This is a genomic window from Burkholderia sp. Bp9016 (assembly GCF_003857765.1).
GTDB lineage: Bacteria > Pseudomonadota > Gammaproteobacteria > Burkholderiales > Burkholderiaceae > Burkholderia.
Genome location: NZ_QTPY01000010.1, coordinates 121,396 through 142,308 on the forward strand (window position 1 = coordinate 121,396; position 20,913 = coordinate 142,308).

A 20,913-nucleotide genomic window follows, 5' to 3' on the forward strand; every position below is an offset into this window, starting at 1 on the left:
GCGAATGGAGGAGACAGGCATGACGAACGAACCGCGCGCGCTACCGCTGGCCGGCGTTAAGGTGCTCGATTTCTCGCGCGTGCTCGCGGGCCCGTGGAGCGCGATGGTGCTCGCCGATTTCGGCGCGGAAGTGATCAAGGTCGAGCATCCGGCTCGCGGTGACGACACGCGCGACTGGGGGCTGCGGGTCGGCAATACCGAGACGACGTACTTCAACAGCGTGAACCGCAGCAAGCGCTCGATCTGCGTCGACCTGCAGACCGAAGCCGGGCAGCGCATCGCGCGCGAACTGGCCGTGCAGGCCGACGTGCTGATCCACAACTTCAAGTGCGGCGGCGCGGAAAGGCTTGGGCTCGGCTACGACGCGCTGGCCGGGCTCAATCCGCGGCTCGTGCATTGCGCGATCTCCGGCTACGACCGTTCGGGCCCGGAGGCCGCGCGGCCCGGCTACGACCTCGTCGTGCAGGGCGAGGCAGGGCTGATGGCGCTGAACGGCGAGGCCGACCAGCCGCCGCTGAAGTTCGGTGTCGCGGCGGTCGACCTGTTCACCGGCATGTATTCGGCGCAGGCGATCCTCGCCGCGTTGTACGAGCGCCATGCGACGGGCCGCGGGCGGCAGATCGAGATGGCGCTGTTCGACTGCGGGCTGATGATCACCGCGTACTACGGGCTCGATGCGCTGCTCACGGGCGAGGATCCGCCGCGCTACGGCAACGCGCATCCGTCGATCGTCCCGTACGGCGTGTTCGACGCGGCCGACGGCCCGCTCGTGATCACGGTCGGCAACAACACGCAGTTCGCGCGATTTTGCGATGTGATCGAGCGGCCCGACCTCGCCGCCGAAGAACGCTTCAAGACCAACCTCGGCCGCTCGCGGAACCGCGCCGACCTGCTCCCTGAAATTCGCCGCGAACTCGCGCGCCGGCCGCGCGCGACGCTGCTCGCCGCGCTCGCCGGCGCGGGTATTCCGTGCGGCGAAGTGCTCGGGCTGCACGAGGCGCTGACGTCGGAACGCGCGACCCGCGCGGGCCTCGTCACGCGCCAGCCGCATCCGGTCGCGGGCGGCGTCGACGTGCTCGCGCCGCCGTACCGCTTCGATGGAGCGCGGCTGCCGGTGCGCGGTGCGCCACCGGTGCTCGGCGCGGACACGGATGCGGTGCTCGGCGGCTGGCTCGGGATGTCGCCGGAGGACGTTGCGCGGCTGCGTACGGATCGCATCGTGTAACGCAGGTTTTCCGCCGCCGTGGCGCGGGCGGATCGGTTGACGCGCCGGCCATCCACAAGACACTTCTCGCGAAACGACGAGGAGACATTGGAGACACCATGGAGCTTTCCGTCATCGAATCGGTCACGGCTCGCCGTGACTACCAGCAGCTCGTGCGGGCACGGCGCCGTTTCAGCTTCACGCTGACGGCGCTGATGATCGCGACCTATTACGGCTTCATCCTGCTCGTCGCGCTTGCGCCGCACGTGCTGGCCGCGCCGCTGTACCGCGGCGCGACGACCACGGTCGGGATCGTCGCGGGCGTCGCGATCATCCTGGTCGCGATCGGCCTGACCGCATGCTACGTGCTGCGCGCGAACCGTGCGTTCGACCGCCGCGTCGACGCGATCCTGCAGCGTTCGTGACGGAGGCCGACATGCAACGCACTTCGCGCGCGCTCGGCGCGCTGGCCGCTCTCGTTTCCTCCACCGCCGACGCGACGGGCGTCGCGGGGCCGATGCCCGACAAGGTCGAGCTGAACCCGGTGGCGATCGCGATGTTCTTCGCGTTCGTGTTCGCGACGCTCGCGCTCACGCGCTGGGCCGCGCGCCGCACGCGCTCGACCCGCGACTTCTATACGGCCGGCGGCGGTATCACCGGGCTGCAGAACGGGCTCGCGATCGCGGGCGACTACATGTCGGCCGCATCGTTCCTGGGGTTGTCGGGCATGGTGTTCATGTTCGGCTTCGACGGGCTGATCTATTCGATCGGCTTCCTGGTCGGCTGGCCGTTCGTGATGTTCCTGATCGCCGAGCCGCTGCGCAACCTCGGCAAGTTCACGTTCGTCGATGTCGTCGCGTACCGCTTCGCTCAGCGGCCGATCCGGCTGCTGACGTCCGCGAACGCGCTGACGATCGTCGTGCTGTACCTGGTCGTGCAGATGGTCGGCGCGGGCAAGCTGATCCAGCTGCTGTTCGGGCTGTCGTACGGCACGGCCGAGCTGATCGTCGGCGTGCTGATGGTCGTCTACGTGTTCTTCGGCGGGATGACCGCGACGACCTGGGTCCAGATGATCAAGGCCGTGCTGCTGCTGTGCGGCGCGACGCTGCTGGCGGTGCTCGCGCTCGGCGAATTCGGTTTCAGCGTCGATGCGATGTTCCGCCGCGCGGTGGCCGTGCATCCGGGCGCGCTGTCGATCATGGGGCCGGGCAAGCTGATCCGCGATCCGGCCAACGCGCTGTCGCTCGGCATCGCGCTGATGTTCGGTACGGCAGGCTTCCCGCACATCCTGATGCGCTTCTTCACGGTGCCGAACGCGAAGGAGGCGCGCAAGTCGGTGCTGTATGCGACCGGCTTCATCGGCTACTTCTACCTCCTGACCTTCGTGATCGGCTTCTCGGCGATCGTGCTGCTCGCGCAGCATCCGGAATTCTTCCGGCTCGGTGCGAACGGCACCTTCAACCTGACGCACGACCTGCTCGGCGGCTCGAACATGGTCGCGGTGAAGCTCGCGCAGGCCGTCGGCGGCAACTGGTTCTACGGCTTCATCGCGGCCGTCACGTTCGCGACGATTCTCGCGGTGGTCGCCGGGCTCACGCTCGCCGGCGCGACCACGATCTCGCATGACCTGTATGCGCAGATGTGGGCGCGCGGCAAGCCCGACGAGCGGCTGGAAATGCGCATCTCGCGTACGGCGACGATCGGGCTGTCGGCAATCGCGATCGCGCTGTCGGTCCTGTTCGAGCACGTGAACGTCGCGTTCATGGTCGGCCTCGTCGCGGCCGTGGCCGCCAGCGCCAATTTCCCGGTGCTTGCGATGTCGATCTTCTGGCGCGGGATGACGACGCGCGGCGCGGTGCTCGGCGGCGGCCTCGGCCTCGCGTCGGCAGTCGCGCTCACGGTGCTGTCGAAGTCGGTATGGGTCGACGTGCTGCACCACGCGCACGCGCCGGTATTGCTCGACAATCCGGCACTCGTGTCGGTGCCGCTCGCGTTCATCGGGATCGTCGCCGGCTCGCTCGCGGATCGCGGCGAGCGCGCGCGGCGCGAGCGCGACGCGTTCGCGCAGCAGGAGTTCTATGCGCAGACGGGCGTGCTCGCGAGCCGGGCCGTCCAGCACTGAGTTGTCTGATGAAACGGGGCATTCGTCCGGATCGCCGGACGGATGCTTTCCGGAAATCCGGAATCCCGGATTTCCTTGCCTGCCGCATTATGGGAAATACAATAAAAACAATGCTTTGGTGGCTTCCGAAGACCTGGCATCGACCTTGCGATATGAAAAGCACGGCCAATCCCACGGCCTGACTATTAAACCAAGGAGACAATCGATGACCACTGCCTTCCTCCCCCTCCGGACGTCCTGAGGCATCGCTTGTTGCGGCACGGCAGCCGCGCGGGCGAGTGGCACTTCCCTGACATTCGTCCGCGCGCGTGACGCCGTTTCCACCGGCTCATCTACTTCAGCAGGAACCATCGTGAAGAAGAAACCCATCTACAAAGTGCTCTATGTGCAGGTGATCTTCGCCATCATCGTCGGCGTGATCCTCGGCCACTACTACCCGGCGATCGCCACCGACATGAAGCCGCTCGGCGACGGCTTCATCAAGCTGATCAAGATGGTGATCGGCCCGATCATCTTCTGTACGGTCGTCACCGGCATCGCCGGCATGGAGGACATGAAGAAGGTCGGTCGCGTCGGCGGCAAGGCGCTCCTGTACTTCGAGATCGTGTCGACCTTCGCGCTGCTGCTCGGCCTCGCGGCCACGCACATCCTGCGTCCGGGCGTCGGCTTCAACATCGATCCGGCGACGCTCGACGGCAAGGCCGTCGCATCGTACGCGGCGAAGGCGCATGGACAGTCGACGGTCGACTTCCTGATGCACATCATCCCGAACACGATGGTCGATGCGTTCGCGCAGGGCGAAATCCTGCAGATCCTGCTGATCGCGCTGCTGTTCGGCAGCGTGCTCGCGCACCTCGGCGAGCGCGGCCGCGTCGTCACCGACTTCATCGACGGCCTGACGCGCGTGCTGTTCGGCATCGTGCACATCGTCACGAAACTCGCGCCGATCGGTGCCTTCGGCGCGATGGCGTTCACGATCGGCAAGTACGGCGTCGGCTCGCTGGTGCCGCTGCTCAAGCTGATCGGCACGTTCTATCTGACGTCGGTGGTGTTCGTGCTGGTCGTGCTCGGTACGATCGCGCGCTTCACGGGCTTCTCGATCATCCGCTTCGTGTCGTACATCAAGGAAGAACTGCTGATCGTGCTCGGTACGAGCTCGTCGGAAGCCGCGCTGCCGCAGCTGATGGAAAAGCTCGAGAAGGCCGGTTGCTCGCGTTCGGTCGTCGGCCTCGTCGTGCCGACCGGATACTCGTTCAACCTCGACGGCACCAACATCTACATGACGATGGCCGTGCTGTTCATCGCGCAGGCGACCAACATCGAACTGACGTGGATGCAGCAGCTCACGCTGCTGGCGGTCGCGATGCTGACGTCGAAGGGCGCGAGCGGTGTCACGGGCGCGGGCTTCATTACGCTCGCCGCGACGCTCGCCGTCGTGCCGACGATCCCGCTGTCGGGCATGGTGCTGATCCTCGGCATCGACCGCTTCATGAGCGAATGCCGCGCGCTGACCAACATCGTCGGCAACGGTGTCGCGACCGTCGTCGTGTCGGCATGGGAGAAGGAACTCGACCGCAACAAGCTGCGCCAGGCGCTCAAGGGCGGTGGCGAGGTCGCGACGACCGAGACGGCCGGCGTCTGACATCATGAAGGCGCAGGCGGCGGCACCGCCCACAGGCGGCGCGCCGCACGGTGGCCAGGGCGGCGATGCGGAGCCCTATGACACAATAGGCGATCCGCATCGCCAGGAAGTCTCGTCCGTGAAGCGCCGCCTGCTCATCCTCGTCATGCTTGCCGCCGCGCTCGCCGCGGCGTGCGCGCTGACGTGGACCATCACGTGGCGGCGCGGCGTCGCGGAGCTGCAGCGCAACGCCGCGGTGCGCGTCGATCGCACCACCAACGCGCTCAAGAGCACGCTCGATCGCTACGAATCGCTGCCTTATCTGCTCGGCAGTCATCCGTACGTGCAGGATCTCCTCGCCGAGCCGAAGCGCGCCGATTTCACCGCGCGCGCGAACCGCTACCTCGAAGACCTCAACGAACACGCACATGCGACCGTCACCTACGTGATCGGCGCGGACGGCCTGTGCGTGGCTGCCAGCAACTGGCGCGCGCCGGACAGTTTCGTCGGGATCGAATATCGTTTCCGTCCTTATTTCATCGACGCGATGAACGGCCAGGTCGGCCGCTTCTTCGGCATCGGCACGATCTCGCGCGACCCGGGCTACTACATCTCGCAGCCGGTGTGGCGCGACGGGCGGATCGCGGGCGTCGTCGTCGTGAAGCTCAATCTCGAATGGTTCCAGGGCGCCGATGCGTCCGAGCCGCTCGTCGTCGCGGACGATCACGGCGTCGTGTTCCTGTCGTCCGTGCCCGCGTGGAAATACCACACGCTGCATCCGCTGACGGGGCCGGTCGCCGCGTCGATCTACGAGACGCGCCAGTACGCGCAGCAGCCCGTGACGCCGCTGCCGTTGCGCGTCGAGCAGGTGCTCGGCCCCGATGCCGAGATCGTGCGGCTCGGCCCGGGCCTCGGTGCGCCGCGTTTCCTGGCCTCCAAGCGGCGCATCGGCGAGCCCGACTGGCTGCTCGTCACGCTCGCGCCGATCGCACCGGTGGACGCCGACGCACGCAACGCGACGATCGTCACGGGCTTCGGCTTCGTGTCGGTCGCGTTGCTCGCGTTCTACTGGCGGATGCGTCGCGCGCGTGTGCGCGAGATGATCCGCGGCCGCGCGCTGTTGCAGCAGGCGTATGCGCAGCTGAATCGGCGCGTCGAGGAGCGCACGGCCGACCTGTCGGAAGCGAACGAGCAATTGCAGAAGGAAGTCGGCGACCGGATCCGGGCGGAACAGGAGTTGCGCGCCGCGCACGACGAACTGATCCAGGCGAGCAAGCTCGCCGCGCTCGGCCAGATGGCCGCCGGCATTACGCATGAACTGAACCAGCCGCTCGCGGCGCTGCGCAGTTTTTCGGACAACACGCGAGTGCTGCTCGATCGCGGTGAGCAGGCGGCCGCGCGCGAGAACCTCGAGGCAATCGCCGCGCTGACCGAGCGGATGGGCAAGATCACCAATCAGCTGAAGCTGTTCGTCGGCCGCGCGAAGCCCCGCAACGAGCAGGCGCTCGTCGTGCGCGCGCTGCGCAGCGTACTGTCGTTGCTCGGCGAGCGGCTGCGCGGCGTCGCGCTCACGCTGACGCTGCGGGATGCGACGGTGTCGCCGGCGCAGGATGCGCCGCTCGACCTGGCACAAGACTATCCGCAGCTCGTCGCCCGCTGCGAGGACCTGCGCCTCGAGCAGGTGCTGATCAACCTGCTCGGCAACGCGCTCGATGCGGTGGCGGGCGCGGGTGTGACGACCCCGGCACCGGCGATCGAAGTGACGATCGCGGTGTCGGTCGCGACGCTGTCGATCGAGGTGCGCGACAACGGTTCCGGCATCGCGCCCGAGCTGCTGCCGCGCCTGTTCGAACCGTTCTTCACGACAAAGGAAATGGGGCGCGGACTCGGGCTTGGCCTCGCGATTTCGTCGTCGATCGCAAGCGACGCGGGCGGTGCGCTGACCGCGCGCAATGCGCCGTCCGGCGGCGCGCTGTTCGTCTTGACGCTGCGGCGCGCGCGCACGCATCATCCGGACTCCGTGTCCGAGCCGGCGGGCTCGCACTAGGCCGCAGACCCGGTCGCACGACCGGCATCAACGAGAGCCGCGCGCGCAACCCTGCCGCGCGGCCCGTCAGGAGCAAGTGACTACGATGGCCAACCGGCTGCAAGTGATCTATATCGAAGACGACGCGCTCGTTCGCCGGGCGAGCGTGCAAAGCCTCCAGCTCGCGGGGTTCGACGTCGTCGGGTTCGAATCGGCCGAAGCGGCCGACAAGGCGATCGTCTCCGAAAACGCCGGCGCGATCGTCAGCGACATCCGGTTGCCCGGCGCGAGCGGACTCGACCTGCTCGCGCAGTGCCGCGAGCGCGTACCCGACGTGCCGGTGATCCTCGTCACCGGGCACGGCGACATCTCGATGGCCGTGCAGGCGATGCGCGACGGCGCGTACGACTTCATCGAAAAACCGTTCGCGGCCGAACGGCTGATCGAGACGGTGCGCCGCGCGCTGGAGCGGCGCGAGCTCGTGCTCGAGAACCATGCGCTGCGGCGCGAACTGGCCGGGCAGAACATCGTCGCGCCGCGCATCATCGGCCGGAGTCCCGCGATCGAACAGGTGCGCAAGCTGATCGCGAACGTCGCGCCTACCGATGCGTCGGTGCTGATCAACGGCGACACGGGCGCCGGCAAGGAGCTGATCGCGCGCAGCCTGCACGAGCTGTCGCCGCGTCGCGACAAGCCGTTCATCGCGGTGAACTGCGGCGCGCTGCCCGAGCCGATGTTCGAGTCGGAGATGTTCGGCTACGAGCCCGGCGCATTCACGGGCGCCGCGAAGCGCCGCATCGGCAAGCTCGAATACGCGTCCGGCGGCACGCTGTTCCTCGACGAAATCGAAAGCATGCCGCTCGCGCTGCAGGTGAAGCTGCTGCGCGTGCTGCAGGACGGCGTGCTCGAGCGGCTCGGCTCGAACCAGCCGATCCGCGTGAACTGCCGCGTCGTCGCGGCCGCGAAAGGCGACATGAGCGAACTCGTCGCGGCCGGCACGTTCCGGCGCGACCTGCTGTACCGGCTCAACGTCGTGACGATCGCGCTGCCGCCGCTCGCCGAGCGCCGCGAGGACATCGTGCCGCTGTTCGAGCACTTCATGCTCGACGCGGCCGTGCGTTACGGGCGGCCCGCGCCGGTGCTGACCGACCGGCAGCGCGCGAGCCTGATGCAGCGCGACTGGCCCGGCAACGTGCGCGAACTGCGCAACGCGGCTGACCGCTTCGTGCTCGGCGTCGCCGACATGCCGCAGGAAGCCGGTACAGGCGGCGACGACGCGGAGAGCGACCAGACGCTGAAGGAGCGCATCGAGCAGTTCGAGCGCGCGGTGATTGCCGAGGCGTTGAACCAGACGGGCGGCGCGGTCGCCGCGACGGCCGACCGGCTGCATGTCGGCAAGGCGACGCTGTACGAGAAGATGAAGCGCTACGGGCTGTCCGCGAAAGGCGAAACCGAGCGCTGAAAAAGACACGGACCGCAGAACCGGGTTGTCCGGTCGTGCGGTCCGTTCGACGAGGCAGGGTGCGCGGCGCAGCCCTGCGAGTCGTGTCGGGCGGCGCTCAGGCCGCGTTGTTGCCGAGTGCCTTCTTGAGCAGCGCATCGAGTTCCGCGAATTGCGGTGCGCCGACGTAGCGCTTCAGGATTTTGCCGTCCTTGTCGACGACGAAGGTCGTCGGCGTGAGTTGCACGTTGCCGAACTGCTTCGCGACGCTGCCGTCGTCGAGCGCGACCTTGAACGGCAACTGGCGCGTCTGCGCGTAGTTCGCGACGTACATCGGCGGGTCGTAGTTCATCGCGACCGCGACGAATTCCAGCCCCTGGCCCTTGAAGCGATTATAGGTATCGACCATCTGCGGCATTTCCTGCATGCAGGTCGCGCAACTCGTCGCCCAGAAGTTCACGAGATAGACCTTGCCCTTCAGGTCGCCGGCCGTCGACACCTTCTGGCCCGACAGCAGCGTGAACGTGGCGTCGGGCACGGTGGACTTGCCGTTGAACGCGAAGAAGCCGGCAACGGCGATGGCCGCGACGACGACGGCCGCGACGATATAGCGGACGGGGCCGGTGCGGCGCTGGGCGGGAGGGGTGGTGTTCATCTGCGGTGCTCTCGGAGTCGGTCGATGACGCGGGTCGATGCAAAGGACGTCGAAATTCGGCGTTTATTTTAGCGCGAATGCGGCCCGTGCATCGGTGGCGGCCACACATCCCGGCCGTCGGGTTCGGCGGATAATAGGTGTTTTGCCTGTCCCCATCACTGCCATGCCGAAGGAAGTCATCGAGTCGTTGCGTCCCCTTTTTCGTCCGCTGCGACACTTCGCCGCGCTGGCGTGCGTGAGCGCGGCGCTGGCCGCGTGCTCGCCGTCATATGACTGGCGTACGCTGCATAACGATGCCGGCTACACGATTGACCTGCCGGCGAAGCCGACCGTCGAGAACCAGCCGGTGGCGGTGGGCGGCGTGTCGATGCCGATGCGGATGCAGGCCGCGCACGTCGACGGCGCCGTGTTCGCGGTCGGCACGCTGACGCTGCCCGACGATCGCGACGAGACGCGCGGCGCGGCGCTCGATTTTCTGCAGGCCGGGTTGTCGCGCAATCTCGAAGGCACGCCGCAGACCGTATCGGTGCCCGTGCCGCTCGCGGCCGGCGGTACGGTGAACGGACTCGAGTTGCGCATTGCCGGCGCAGCCAGCGGCGGCGACCATGCGCGCAAGACGATCATCGCGCGGCTCGTTGTACGCGGCCGCCGCGCGTACCAGGCCGTCGTGATCTCCGACGAGCCGCTCGCGCAGGAGCAGCTCGACCAGTTTTTCGGCTCGTTCAAGCTCGACTGATACCGGCCCGCGAGGGCGCTCAGACACGCGGTGACAATTGAAAGTTCATTCGCAGCTTTCGGCGCTAATCGCCGGATTTTGCGGGGATTTTTCGGCTATCCACAGTGCATGTGGATAACTTTGTTGAAAAGTTTGTCGAACCAGCCGCAAAGCCATGTCGGACGGCCTTTCGGTACATTTGACAGCTCGTGCGCCGTTTGAGAAAAATCAATAAAAACAACGAGATGGAAATTCCGCGACGAGAGGGTGCCCGCGCGAATCGATCCGGGGTCGGATTCGTGGAATTGTGCATAAGTCAAGTCTTGACAGTCTGATTTTGTCCTCCGAGGGCATTTACAGCGCCGTGAGCGTGCGGCGGTAGCGGATCGCCTCGGCGATCTGCGTGGCCGTCGGCAGCGGGTCGCCGGCGAGGTCGGCGATCGTTCGCGCCACCTTCAGCACGCGGAAATACGCGCGCGCGGACCAGCCGAAGCGCTCGCCGGCCTCGCGCAGCAGCCGCTCGCCGTCGCTGGTCGGCCGGCACAGATCGTCGGTCTCGCGGCCGCTCAGCATGTGATTCGTCTTGCCCTGCCGGGCGAGTTGCAGCGCACGCGCTTGCGCGACCCGTGCGGCGACCGCCGCGCTCGATTCGCCGGGCGCCGTCACGCGCGACGCGAGCTCGGCCGGCGACAGTGCGGGCAGGTCGATCTGGATGTCGATGCGATCGAGCAGCGGCCCCGACAGCTTGCGCAGGTAGCGCGCGGCGACGTCCGGCGAGCAGCGGCAGCGCCCGGACGGATCGCCGTGCCAGCCGCACGGGCACGGATTCATCGCGGCGATCAGCTGGCAGGCGGCGGGGAAGTCGGCTTGCTGCGCCGCGCGCGAGATCGTGATGCGGCCGACTTCGAGCGGCTCGCGCAGCATTTCCAGCACGTGCCGGTCGAATTCGGGCAACTCGTCGAGAAACAGCACGCCGAGGTGGGCGAGCGTGATCTCGCCCGGCTGCGGCGGATTGCGGCCGCCGACCAGCGCGGCGGCGCTCGACGAATGATGTGGCGAGCGGAACGGCCGCCGGCGCCACTGCGCGGGCGAGAAGCCGAGGCGGCTCGCGGAAAGGAGTGCGGCCGACGTCAGCGCTTCGTCGTCGGTCAGCGGTGGCAGCAGGCCGGGCAGGCGCGCGGCCAGCATCGACTTGCCGGCGCCGGGCGGCCCGACCATCAGCATGTGGTGGCCGCCCGCGGCGGCGACTTCGAGCGCGCGCCGCGCGCCACGTTGGCCGACGACGTCGGCGAGATCGGGGGCGGCTGGCGTCGGCACGCCGTCGAGGCACGGGGCCGCGACCGGCACGAGCCGCGCGTCGGGCGCACCGGCGAGATGCGCGCACAGTGCCGGCAAGTCGGGCGCACCGAACACGGTAACGCCCGGCACGAGCGCGGCCTCGGCGGCGCTGTCGAGCGGCAGGTACAGCTCGGGCGGGCGTGACAGGGCGGTCGCACCGGATATCGCGACGCAATCGGGGCTGGAATGGCGGCCGGGGCCGAGCCCGGAATCGGGACCGGAACCGAGACCGGAACCGAAGCCCGCTCCGGCGTCACCCGCACGCCAGTCGCGGGCCGCACCACACGCCATCGCGAACGCGCCGCGCATCGGCCGCAGTGCGCCGGTCAGCGACAGTTCGCCGGCGAATTCGCGGCCGGCCAGCGCGTCGGTCGGGATCTGGCCGTTCGCCGCGAGGATGCCGAGCGCGATCGGCAGGTCGAAGCGGCCCGACTCCTTCGGCAGGTCGGCCGGTGCGAGATTGACGGTGATGCGCCTGACGGGGAATTCGAATCCGCAGTTCTGCAGCGCGGCGCGCACGCGCTCGCGGCTTTCGCGGACTTCGAGGTCGGGCAGGCCGACGATGGAGAACGACGGCAACCCGTTGGCGAGGTGGACTTCGACGGTGACGTCCGGCGCGCGGCCGGCCGCCGGCGCGCGACTGCGCACCACGGCAAGCGACATGGCGAGGCTCCTGTAAAGGAATCGGACGGCCACGGCCGTTCGGGGCCGCATGCCGCGGGAATCGGAGGAATCGGTGCGCGCTTGCCGGCGTGGCGCGGGGAAAGAACGAGGAACTGCTGAAACGAGGAACAGCGAAGAGCGGGGGACTGCGGAGTACGACGAAACGGCGGAGCGACTTCGGCGTGGCGGGCGCGAGCCGCACGAGGCGGCCCGCGCCCGGACCCGTCGGTCGGGCGGGGCGTCAGGCCTGGGGTGCCGTAAGCTTCTGCTCGAGTTCCGCGACCCGCTTCTCGAGTTCCTCGAGACGCACGCGGGTGCGGGCGAGCACCTGGGCTTGCGTGTCGAATTCCTCGCGCGTGACGAGATCGAGTTTCGAGAAGCCTTGCGACAGCATGGCCTTCACGTTGCGCTCGACATCCTTGGCCGGCGAGTTTTTCAGCAGGTCGCTGACGCGCGACTGCAAGTCGTTGAAAACGTCGCTGGGTTGCTTCATGTGGTTACCCTTCCTTGCACAAAAAATGTGCATCTTCAGTTGCGTACGTGCCCATGATGCACGCATGACCGGAAATGGTGCGCCGGCGGCGCGAATTCCGGGCATGGCGCCCGCATGGGTGAATGGCCCGGTGATCCGGGACGTGCGTGCACTCTAGCAACGATCCTTTCGCCGCGCCAGCAAACCTGGCCCACATTGGCCATTCGGCCGGGCTCGCGCGCCTTTCAGCGTGCGATGCGGCCCCGCTTCCGGGCCGTTCGAGGCGGCGCTCTCGCGAACATGGCATGCGAGTTGCTGAGAAGAGAACCGTTACAACATTCCAACCAATTCGACGGGACACACCAGCGAGAGGACTCCATGAAACTGATTACCGCAATCATCAAGCCGTTCAAGCTCGATGAGACGCGCGAAGCGCTCTCCGCGCTCGGCGTCTCGGGCATCACCGTGACGGAGGTGAAGGGGTTCGGGCGCCAGAAGGGGCACACCGAGCTGTATCGGGGCGCGGAATACGTGGTCGATTTCCTGCCGAAGATGAAGATCGAGGCGGCCGTGTCGGACGACCTCGTCGACCAGGCGGTCGAGGCGATCGAGCGGGCCGCACGCACCGGCAAGATCGGCGACGGGAAGATCTTCGTCACGCCGATCGAGCAGGTGATCCGGATCCGGACCGGGGAGACAGGCGCGGACGCGCTGTAACGAACAAGACAAGTGACAAGAGGAAACCCGAGATGCGCAAACTTCTGATGTCCCTGCTGATGGCCGGCTCGCTGATCGCGGCCGGTGTCGGTCCCGCGCTTGCCGACGACGCGGCGTCCGCCGCGGCTGCGTCCGCGCCCGCCGCAATGGCGTCCGATGCATCCGCTGCCGCGGCGCCCGCCGCAACGGCATCGGCCGCCACGGACGCATCGGCACCGGCCGCTGCCGCTGCCGCACCCGCTTCGGGCGCCGCCGACGCATCGGCTGCCGCCCCCGCCGCGCCGACCGCACCGTTCTCCGTCGATTCGTCGAAGATCAGTGCCGGCGACACCGCGTGGATGCTCACGTCCACCGCGCTCGTGCTGTTCATGACGATCCCCGGCCTCGCGCTGTTCTACGCGGGCATGGTCCGCAAGAAGAACGTGCTCGCGACCGTGATGCAGAGCTTCGCGATCACCGCAGTGATCACGGTGCTGTGGACGGTGGTCGGCTACAGTCTCGCGTTCACGCCGGGCAACGGCTTCATCGGTGGCCTGTCGCGCGTGTTCCTGCACGGGATGACCTACGTGAAGGGCGACAAGGCGACCACGCTGACCGTCAGCCACCTGGCGACGACGATTCCGGAGTCGGTCTATTTCGTCTATCAGATGACGTTCGCGATCATCACGCCGGCGCTGATCTGCGGCGCATTTGCCGACCGGATGAAGTTCTCGGCGATGCTCGTGTTCATGGCGCTCTGGTCGCTGATCGTCTACGTGCCGATCGCGCACATGGTGTGGGAGCCGACCGGCTGGCTGTCGGCGGACGGTGTGCTCGACTTCGCGGGCGGCACCGTGGTGCACATCAATGCCGGTATCGCAGGCCTCGTGTCGTGCCTGATGCTCGGCAAGCGGGTCGGCTTCGGCCGCGAATCGATGGCGCCGCACAACCTGGTGCTGACGATGATCGGCGGCTCGATGCTGTGGGTCGGCTGGTTCGGCTTCAACGCGGGTTCCGCAGTCGCGGCAGACGGCCGTGCCGGCTTCGCGATGCTGACGACGCAAGTGGCAACGGCCTGCGCGGCGCTCGGCTGGATGTTCGCCGAGTGGGTGGCGCACGGCAAGCCGTCGGTGCTCGGCATCGTGTCGGGCGCGGTCGCGGGCCTCGTCGCGATCACGCCGGCCGCCGGCTTCGTCGGCGTGACGGGCGCACTCGTGATCGGCATCGCGGCCGGCGTCGTGTGCTTCTGGTCGGCGACGTGGCTCAAGTCGAAGCTCGGCTACGACGATTCGCTCGACGCATTCGGCGTGCACGGTATCGGCGGGATCCTCGGCGCGTTGCTGACGGGCGTCTTCGCGGTCAAGGATATCGGCGGTGCCGACGGCAGCCTGCTGCTGCAGGCGAAGGGCGTGCTGATCACGCTGGTGTACAGCGGCGTGCTGAGCTTCGTGCTGCTGAAGCTGATCGACCTGACGATCGGCCTGCGCGTGACCGAAGAGGAAGAGCGCGAAGGTCTCGACGTGGTGCTGCACGGCGAGCATGTCGAATAAGTCGTAAGTATGAACGGCGGGCCGCGACGACGGCCGCCCTGAATGAGCGCAGCGATTTCGGCCCGCCTACCCGGCGGGCTTTTTTTCTCCTGCCGCCTGTTGTCGCAGCGCATAACCCTTCGACCTATCGGGTCAATAGCCGAAAACTTCCTCCAAACCCTTGCGAAGCCGGGAACAATCCCCAAATGGGCGAGGCAATTGCTCTACAATCTTCATTCTCCCGCTCGCGAGTGATTCATGGTTCCCCACCTCGTTACCGCGTTGAACGGTCCGCTGCTCGAACTCGAGCAGAAGATCCTCGACGCGACGCCTGCGATCGAACGCTGGTTCAGGCTCGAATGGCAGGAACACACCCCGCCGTTCTATTGTTCGGTGGACCTGCGCAACGCCGGCTTCAAGCTGGCGCCCGTCGACGCGAACCTGTTCCCCGGCGCGTTCAATAATCTGCCGTCCGAAGTGCTGCCGCTCGCCGTCCAGGCCGCGATGGCCGCGATCGAGAAGATTTGCCCGGACGCGAAGAACCTGCTCGTGATTCCAGAGTTGCCGACCCGCAACGCGTTCTACCTGGAAAACGTCGCGCGGCTCGCGACGATCATGCGCCAGGCCGGCCTGAACGTCCGCTTCGGCTCGCTCGATCCGAGCATCACCGACATGACGCCGATCACGCTGGCCGACGGCCAGAAGATCGTGCTCGAGCCGCTCGAGCGTTCGCAGCGCCGCCTCGGCCTGAAGAATTTCGATCCGTGCTCGATCCTGCTGAACAACGACCTGTCGGCAGGAATCCCGGCCGTGCTGGAAAACCTGCACGAGCAGTATCTGCTGCCGCCGCTGCATGCGGGCTGGGCCGTGCGCCGCAAGTCGACGCACTTCTCGTGCTACGACGACGTCGCGAAGAAGTTCGCGAAGATGGTCGGCGTCGATCCGTGGATGGTGAATCCGTATTTCGCGCACGTCGAAGGCGTCGACTGGCAGGCGCATGAAGGTGAGCAGGCGCTCGCCGATGCGATCGACGGCGTGCTCAAGAAGATCGCGCGCAAGTATCGCGAATACGGCATCAGCGAAAAGCCGTATGTCGTCGTGAAGGCCGACGCGGGCACCGCAGGGCGCGGCGTGATGACCGTGCACGACGCGGCCGAGATCGGCCGCATGTCGAAGGCGGAGCGCGCGCAGATGGCCGAATCGAAGGCCGGCCTCGCGGTGCGCGACGTGATCGTGCAGGAAGGCGTCTATACGTTCGAGCGCGTCGGCGACGAAGTCGCGGAGCCCGTCGTATACATGATCGACCGCTACGTGGTCGGCGGCTTCTATCGCACGCACGGCGGCCGCGAGCGCGACCAGAACCTGAACGCCCCCGGCATGCACTACGTGCCGCTCGGCTTCGAGCACACCGCGCTGCCGGATGCCGGTGCGAAGCCGGGTGCCGCGCCGCCGAACCGTTTCTACATGTACGGCGTCGTCGCGCGGCTGTCGCTGATCGCGTCGTCGATCGAACTGGAAAAGACCGATCCCGAAGCCATCCAGGTGTAACGGACCTTCGCCACGTACAGGACCCGCATGGACATTCTTTTTATCGCCGACCCGCTCGATCATTTCAAGATCTACAAGGATTCGACCTACGCGATGATGGCGGAAGCCGCTCGGCGCGGGCATGCGGTGTATACGTGCCAGCCGCACCAGCTCGCATGGACGGGCTCGGGCGTCGAGGCGGACGTGCAGCGCGTGACGATCGTCGGCGACACGGCCGACCTGCATCGCCGTCCGTGGCACGAGGCGGCCGCGCACGAATCGCGTCAGTTGACGTCCTTCGGCGCGGTGCTGATGCGCAAGGATCCGCCGTTCGACATGGAGTACGTGACGGCCACCTGGATGCTCGAGCTAGCCGAGCGTGCCGGTGCACGGGTGTTCAACAAGCCGCAGTCGATCCGGGATCATTCGGAGAAGCTCGCGATCGGCGAGTTTCCTCAATTCGTCGCACCGACGCTCGTCACGCGAGACGCCGCGCGCCTGCGTGCGTTCCATGCCGAGCATGGCGACGTGATCGTGAAGCCGCTCGACGGCATGGGCGGGATGGGCGTGTTCCGCGTGAAGGCCGATGGAATGAATCTTGGCGCGATCATCGAGATGCTGGGCCACGACGGCACGCGCTCGCTGATGATCCAGAAGTTCATTCCCGAGATCAAGGCCGGCGACAAGCGCATCCTGCTGATCGCGGGCGCGCCCGTGCCGTATTCGCTCGCGCGGATCCCGCAGGGCAGCGAGGTGCGCGGCAATCTCGCCGCGGGCGGGCTCGGCGTCGCGCAGCCGCTGACGGCGCGCGATCGCGAGATCGCCGACACGCTCGGGCCCGTGCTTGCGTCGCGCGGGCTGCTGCTGGTCGGCCTCGACGCGATCGGCGACTGGCTGACCGAGGTGAACGTCACGAGCCCGACGTGCTTTCGCGAGATCATGGAGCAGACGGGCTTTGACGTCGCTGCGATGTTCGTCGACGCGCTGGAGCGTGCGGCCGCGTAGGCCGTCTCCCGCGCAACCCCGGCGGCGGCCCGCGCAGGTCCCCCGTCGCCGGAGCAGCTTGACCGGCCTGCTACAATGCCCGCTTGCCCGGTGCCGTAATCGGCGCACCGAAGGCCCGGCGGTCGGGCCGACACTGTTGCAAGGCTGAACATGAAACGTTCCCCACACTCGCTACGCTCATTGCCCCGCCGCGGGGTATCGGCCCGCCAGGGGCGGCCGGGAGCGATCTGACATGGCCGGGATTCTGATCATCGCACACGCGCCCCTCGCCACCGCGCTGCGGGACTGCATCGCGCACATCTACGGCGGCGTGCCCGCCCGCATCGGCTGTATCGACGTGATGGCGGACAGCGACCCCACCCAGGTGATGGCGTTCGCGCACGCGGAGCTCGCGCGGCTCAGGGAAGAGAACGGCGTCGTCGTGCTGACCGACATGTACGGCGCGACGCCCGCGAACATCGCGGGCCAGCTCGCGAAGCTCGACAACGTGCGCGTGCTCGCGGGGGTGAACCTGCCGATGCTGGTGCGGGCCGTCTGCTACCGCACGGTGCCGCTCGACAAGCTCGTCGACAAGGCGCTGTCCGGCGGCGCGAAGGGTGTTCACGAGGTATCTGCCGGCACGCCGCCGCCGCCGTCGGAAACCGGCTGCGGCCAGTGCGCGCCGATTCCGCCCGAGCCGCAACCGCGCACCGAATCGCACTGACCGTCCCGTTTTCCGTTTCAGACTGACCCGCCGACGCCCGTCGCCGGCGGCCTCGACCGACCCGACCGAGAATCATGCTTCAACAAGAAACCACCATCGTCAACAAATTGGGGCTCCATGCACGCGCATCGGCCAAGCTTACGCAACTGGCCGGCAACTTCCAGTCGGAAGTCTGGATGACGCGCAACGGGCGCAAGATCAATGCGAAGAGCATCATGGGCGTCATGATGCTGGCGGCGGGCATCGGCAGTACGGTGACGATCGAGACCGAGGGGCCGGACGAACGCGAAGCGATGGACGCACTGCTCAAGCTGATCGCGGACAAGTTCGGCGAAGGTCAGTGATTCCGCGCGGATCACTGCCGTTTCGAATCGGAATGCCGCGTTTTTCGCGGCATTTTTTTCGTCTGAAGCATTGATACGTAACGCGTAATGCTGCGCTGCACGCAGTCAGCGTGAGGGGACGGAATTTATAATCGCTAACCGGGGTCATAAGCGCATCGCAGCAGTGTGCCGCGGCTTTACATGTACAGAGGAGGTGCGCGTGTCCTTCACGCTGCATGGCATTCCCGTCTCACGTGGTATCGCGATCGGGCGAGCGTACCTGATCGCGCCGGCGGCGCTCGACGTCGCCCATTACCTGATCGAAGCGAACCAGATCGATGCCGAGGTCGAGCGTTTCCGCACGGCGCTCGAAACCGTGCATCACGAACTCGAGGCGCTGCGCGCCGACCTGACCGACGACACCCCGACCGAAGTGGGCGCGTTCATCGACGTGCACATCATGATCCTGAGCGACGCGATGCTCGTGCAGGAAACCATCGACCTGATCCGCACGCGGCGCTACAACGTCGAATGGGCGCTGACCGAGCAGCTCGAGCTGCTCACGCGCCACTTCGACGACATCGAGGACGAATATCTGCGCGAGCGCAAAGCCGACATCGAGCAGGTGGTCGAGCGCGTGCTGAAGGCGCTCGCGGGCGCGCCGTCCGCGTCGCAGGCGCTCGATCGAGCGGCCAGGAACGGCACGAACGAGATGATCGTCGTCGCGCACGACATCGCGCCGGCCGACATGATGCAGTTCAAGTCGCAGTCGTTCCAGGCGTTCGTCACGGATCTCGGCGGCCGCACGTCGCACACGGCGATCGTTGCGCGCAGTCTCGGCATTCCGGCCGCGGTCGGCGTGCAGCACGCGAGCGCGCTGATCCGCCAGGACGACCTGATCATCGTCGACGGCGACCAGGGCATCGTGATCGTCGATCCGGCGCCGATCGTCCTCGAGGAATATTCGTACCGCCAGTCCGAGAAACTGCTGGAGCAGCGCAAGCTGCAGCGCCTGAAGTTCTCGCCGACGCAGACCTTGTGCGGCACCAAGATCGAGCTGTACGCGAACATCGAGCTGCCCGACGATGCGAAGGCGGCGGTCGAGGCCGGCGCGGTCGGCGTCGGGCTGTTCCGCTCGGAGTTCCTGTTCATGCATCAGAAGGAGATGCCCGAGGAGGAGGAGCAGTTCGCCGCGTACAAGCGCGCGGTCGAGTGGATGAAGGGCATGCCGGTGACGATCCGCACGATCGACGTCGGCGCGGACAAACCGCTCGAGGCGCTCGACGAAGGCTACGAGACGGCGCCGAACCCTGCACTCGGGCTGCGTGCGATCCGCTGGAGCCTGTCCGAGCCGCAGATGTTCCTCACGCAGTTGCGCGCGATCCTGCGCGCGTCCGCGTTCGGGCAGGTGAAGATCCTGATCCCGATGCTCGCGCACGCGCAGGAGATCGACCAGACGCTCGACCTGATCCGCGAGGCGAAGCGCCAGCTCGACGACGCGGGGCTCGCATACGATCCGAACGTGCGTCTCGGCGCGATGATCGAGATCCCGGCCGCAGCGATCGCGCTGCCGCTGTTCCTGAAGCGCTTCGACTTCCTGTCGATCGGCACGAACGACCTGATCCAGTACACGCTCGCGATCGACCGTGCGGACAACGCGGTCGCGCACCTGTACGACCCGCTGCATCCGGCGGTGCTGCATCTGATCGCCTATACGCTGCGCGAAGCGAAGCGGGCGGGCGTGTCGGTGTCGGTGTGCGGAGAGATGGCGGGCGATCCGGCGCTCACGCGCCTGCTGCTCGGGATGGGGCTCACCGAGTTCTCGATGCATCCGAGCCAGTTGCTGGTGGTGAAGCAGGAGATTTTGCGTGCGCACCTGAAGGCGCTCGAAAAGCCGACGGCCGACGTGCTCGCCGCGTTCGAGCCGGAAGAAGTGCAGGCGGCGCTCAAGCGCCTGGCGGTCGCCGAGCCGCGCGCGGACGCGGCCGCCTGAGCGGCAGCGAAGCAGGCCGCGCCGCGAAACCGGAGTCGAGAAATAGTCGCGAAACGTCACGCATGCGCCGCCGGGCGCATGCAGCCGGCGCGTGTCAGTGCCGGCCGCCGCACACCGGGCAGTCGGCCTGGCGCGCGATCTTCATCGTCGTCCATTCCATCCGCAGCGAATCGAGCATCATCAGCCGGCCGTTGAGCGTCGTGCCGATTCCGCCAATCACGCGCAGCGCTTCGGCGGCCTGCATTGCACCGATGATCCCGACCGTCGGTGCGAACACGCCCATCGTCGAGCACGCGACTTCCTCGAACGGCTGGTCTTCCGGAAACACGCAGGCGTAGCAGGGCGCGGCCGGGTCGCGGAAATCGAACGTGCTGATCTGGCCGTCGAAGCGCAGCGCGGCGCCCGACACGAGCGGTACGCCGTGCGCGACGCACGCACGGTTGATCGCGTGGCGCGTCGCGAAGTTGTCGGTGCAGTCGAGCACGACGCTTGCGCGCGGCACGTGTTCGTCGAGCCACGCATCGTCGACGCGCGCCGCGACCGCATGCACCGTCACTTCGGGATTCAGCTGCGCGAGCGCGTCGCGTCCCGATTCGACCTTGCTGCGACCGACCGAGGCCGTCACGTGCAGGATCTGCCGCTGCAGGTTCGTGAGGTCGACCGTGTCGGCGTCGACCAGCGTGATCGTGCCGACGCCGGACGCCGCGAGATACATCGCGGCCGGCGAGCCGAGGCCGCCGGCACCGACGACGATCGCATGCGCGTCGAGGAAGCGCTGCTGCGCCTCGATGCCGATTTCGTCGACGAGGATGTGGCGGGAGTAGCGAAGGAGTTGATCGTCGTTCATGGGGAAGTCGTGAGCGAGGCGGACCTGCTGGCT

General features: G+C 67.3%; 18 protein-coding genes. 14 read left to right on the plus strand and 4 right to left on the minus strand.

Annotated features, from left to right (window positions below; genetic code table 11):
- The first annotated feature begins 19 nt into the window (after positions 1-19).
- The 6 genes from DIE13_RS14445 to DIE13_RS14470 all read left to right on the plus strand — a co-directional run bounded on the left by DIE13_RS14445 (position 20) and on the right by DIE13_RS14470 (position 8,435).
- Positions 20-1,225 carry a CaiB/BaiF CoA-transferase family protein gene (locus DIE13_RS14445; RefSeq protein ID WP_124827833.1) on the plus strand — a complete coding sequence of 402 codons (1,206 nt, stop codon included), beginning with the start codon at positions 20-22 and terminating at the stop codon, positions 1,223-1,225.
- A gap of 98 nt (positions 1,226-1,323) precedes the next feature.
- Entirely contained in the window at positions 1,324-1,629 is a 306-nt protein-coding gene (locus tag DIE13_RS14450) for a DUF485 domain-containing protein (RefSeq protein WP_059544695.1), read from the plus strand.
- Positions 1,630-1,640: 11 nt separating this feature from the next.
- Complete coding sequence (locus tag DIE13_RS14455; RefSeq protein WP_124827834.1) at positions 1,641-3,326, plus strand: cation acetate symporter; 1,686 nt, start codon at positions 1,641-1,643, stop codon at positions 3,324-3,326.
- A 352-nt stretch (positions 3,327-3,678) separates the two neighbouring features.
- A complete protein-coding gene (locus DIE13_RS14460; protein ID WP_124827835.1) occupies positions 3,679-4,968 on the plus strand; it encodes a dicarboxylate/amino acid:cation symporter in 1,290 nt (429 codons plus the stop codon).
- 4 nt (positions 4,969-4,972) lie between these two features.
- Positions 4,973-6,994 carry an ATP-binding protein gene (locus tag DIE13_RS14465; protein ID WP_124827836.1) on the plus strand — a complete coding sequence of 674 codons (2,022 nt, stop codon included), beginning with the start codon at positions 4,973-4,975 and terminating at the stop codon, positions 6,992-6,994.
- An 85-nt stretch (positions 6,995-7,079) separates the two neighbouring features.
- Positions 7,080-8,435, plus strand: coding sequence for a sigma-54-dependent transcriptional regulator (locus tag DIE13_RS14470; protein ID WP_124827913.1), 1,356 nt, complete (start codon positions 7,080-7,082; stop codon positions 8,433-8,435).
- 97 nt (positions 8,436-8,532) lie between these two features.
- Here the strand turns inward: DIE13_RS14470 and DIE13_RS14475 are convergent, their stop codons facing one another.
- Positions 8,533-9,069, minus strand: coding sequence for a peroxiredoxin (locus DIE13_RS14475; protein ID WP_124827837.1), 537 nt, complete (start codon positions 9,067-9,069; stop codon positions 8,533-8,535).
- Positions 9,070-9,232: 163 nt separating this feature from the next.
- Here DIE13_RS14475 and DIE13_RS14480 point away from each other — a divergent pair, with 163 nt between their 5' ends.
- On the plus strand, positions 9,233-9,805 hold the full coding sequence (locus tag DIE13_RS14480) for a hypothetical protein (RefSeq protein WP_124827838.1): 573 nt from the start codon (positions 9,233-9,235) through the stop codon (positions 9,803-9,805).
- Positions 9,806-10,138: 333 nt separating this feature from the next.
- Here DIE13_RS14480 and DIE13_RS14490 read toward each other — a convergent pair whose 3' ends face one another.
- Together DIE13_RS14490 and DIE13_RS14495 are read right to left on the minus strand one after the other, a co-directional pair.
- Positions 10,139-11,785 carry a YifB family Mg chelatase-like AAA ATPase gene (locus DIE13_RS14490; protein ID WP_124827840.1) on the minus strand — a complete coding sequence of 549 codons (1,647 nt, stop codon included), beginning with the start codon at positions 11,783-11,785 and terminating at the stop codon, positions 10,139-10,141.
- 241 nt (positions 11,786-12,026) lie between these two features.
- On the minus strand, positions 12,027-12,278 hold the full coding sequence (locus DIE13_RS14495; protein WP_096507419.1) for an accessory factor UbiK family protein: 252 nt from the start codon (positions 12,276-12,278) through the stop codon (positions 12,027-12,029).
- 357 nt (positions 12,279-12,635) lie between these two features.
- Between DIE13_RS14495 and DIE13_RS14500 the strand changes: the two genes are divergently transcribed.
- From DIE13_RS14500 to ptsP, 7 genes are all read left to right on the plus strand, one after another.
- Positions 12,636-12,974, plus strand: a complete 339-nt coding sequence (locus DIE13_RS14500; RefSeq protein WP_006398175.1) for a P-II family nitrogen regulator — start codon at positions 12,636-12,638, stop codon at positions 12,972-12,974.
- 32 nt (positions 12,975-13,006) lie between these two features.
- Complete coding sequence (locus DIE13_RS14505; RefSeq protein ID WP_124827841.1) at positions 13,007-14,503, plus strand: ammonium transporter; 1,497 nt, start codon at positions 13,007-13,009, stop codon at positions 14,501-14,503.
- A 237-nt stretch (positions 14,504-14,740) separates the two neighbouring features.
- Positions 14,741-16,030: a glutamate--cysteine ligase gene (gene gshA / locus DIE13_RS14510; protein ID WP_044848231.1), complete on the plus strand. Its 1,290-nt coding sequence runs from the start codon at positions 14,741-14,743 to the stop codon at positions 16,028-16,030.
- 27 nt (positions 16,031-16,057) lie between these two features.
- Positions 16,058-17,014, plus strand: a complete 957-nt coding sequence (gene gshB / locus DIE13_RS14515) for a glutathione synthase (protein WP_124827842.1) — start codon at positions 16,058-16,060, stop codon at positions 17,012-17,014.
- Between the two features lie 232 nt (positions 17,015-17,246).
- A complete protein-coding gene (locus DIE13_RS14520) occupies positions 17,247-17,717 on the plus strand; it encodes a PTS sugar transporter subunit IIA (protein WP_039346239.1) in 471 nt (156 codons plus the stop codon).
- Between the two features lie 74 nt (positions 17,718-17,791).
- On the plus strand, positions 17,792-18,061 hold the full coding sequence (locus tag DIE13_RS14525) for an HPr family phosphocarrier protein (RefSeq protein ID WP_006477716.1): 270 nt from the start codon (positions 17,792-17,794) through the stop codon (positions 18,059-18,061).
- Positions 18,062-18,260: 199 nt separating this feature from the next.
- The gene (gene ptsP, locus DIE13_RS14530; protein WP_124827843.1) at positions 18,261-20,033 is read left to right on the plus strand and encodes a phosphoenolpyruvate--protein phosphotransferase; all 1,773 of its coding nucleotides are present in this window, start codon (positions 18,261-18,263) and stop codon (positions 20,031-20,033) included.
- A gap of 94 nt (positions 20,034-20,127) precedes the next feature.
- Here ptsP and DIE13_RS14535 read toward each other — a convergent pair whose 3' ends face one another.
- Positions 20,128-20,880, minus strand: a complete 753-nt coding sequence (locus DIE13_RS14535; protein WP_096507415.1) for a HesA/MoeB/ThiF family protein — start codon at positions 20,878-20,880, stop codon at positions 20,128-20,130.
- Between the last annotated feature and the right edge of the window lie 33 nt (positions 20,881-20,913).

Coding starts and splice junctions, on each gene's coding strand:
- DIE13_RS14445 (WP_124827833.1), top strand. CDS start 20: ATGACGAACGAACCGCGCGCGCTACCGCTGGCCGGCGTTAAGGTGCTC.
- DIE13_RS14450 (WP_059544695.1), top strand. CDS start 1,324: ATGGAGCTTTCCGTCATCGAATCGGTCACGGCTCGCCGTGACTACCAG.
- DIE13_RS14455 (WP_124827834.1), top strand. CDS start 1,641: ATGCAACGCACTTCGCGCGCGCTCGGCGCGCTGGCCGCTCTCGTTTCC.
- DIE13_RS14465 (WP_124827836.1), top strand. CDS start 4,973: ATGAAGGCGCAGGCGGCGGCACCGCCCACAGGCGGCGCGCCGCACGGT.
- DIE13_RS14470 (WP_124827913.1), top strand. CDS start 7,080: ATGGCCAACCGGCTGCAAGTGATCTATATCGAAGACGACGCGCTCGTT.
- DIE13_RS14475 (WP_124827837.1), bottom strand. CDS start 9,069: ATGAACACCACCCCTCCCGCCCAGCGCCGCACCGGCCCCGTCCGCTAT.
- DIE13_RS14480 (WP_124827838.1), top strand. CDS start 9,233: ATGCCGAAGGAAGTCATCGAGTCGTTGCGTCCCCTTTTTCGTCCGCTG.
- DIE13_RS14490 (WP_124827840.1), bottom strand. CDS start 11,785: ATGTCGCTTGCCGTGGTGCGCAGTCGCGCGCCGGCGGCCGGCCGCGCG.
- DIE13_RS14495 (WP_096507419.1), bottom strand. CDS start 12,278: ATGAAGCAACCCAGCGACGTTTTCAACGACTTGCAGTCGCGCGTCAGC.
- DIE13_RS14500 (WP_006398175.1), top strand. CDS start 12,636: ATGAAACTGATTACCGCAATCATCAAGCCGTTCAAGCTCGATGAGACG.
- DIE13_RS14505 (WP_124827841.1), top strand. CDS start 13,007: ATGCGCAAACTTCTGATGTCCCTGCTGATGGCCGGCTCGCTGATCGCG.
- gshA (WP_044848231.1), top strand. CDS start 14,741: ATGGTTCCCCACCTCGTTACCGCGTTGAACGGTCCGCTGCTCGAACTC.
- gshB (WP_124827842.1), top strand. CDS start 16,058: ATGGACATTCTTTTTATCGCCGACCCGCTCGATCATTTCAAGATCTAC.
- DIE13_RS14520 (WP_039346239.1), top strand. CDS start 17,247: ATGGCCGGGATTCTGATCATCGCACACGCGCCCCTCGCCACCGCGCTG.
- DIE13_RS14525 (WP_006477716.1), top strand. CDS start 17,792: ATGCTTCAACAAGAAACCACCATCGTCAACAAATTGGGGCTCCATGCA.
- DIE13_RS14535 (WP_096507415.1), bottom strand. CDS start 20,880: ATGAACGACGATCAACTCCTTCGCTACTCCCGCCACATCCTCGTCGAC.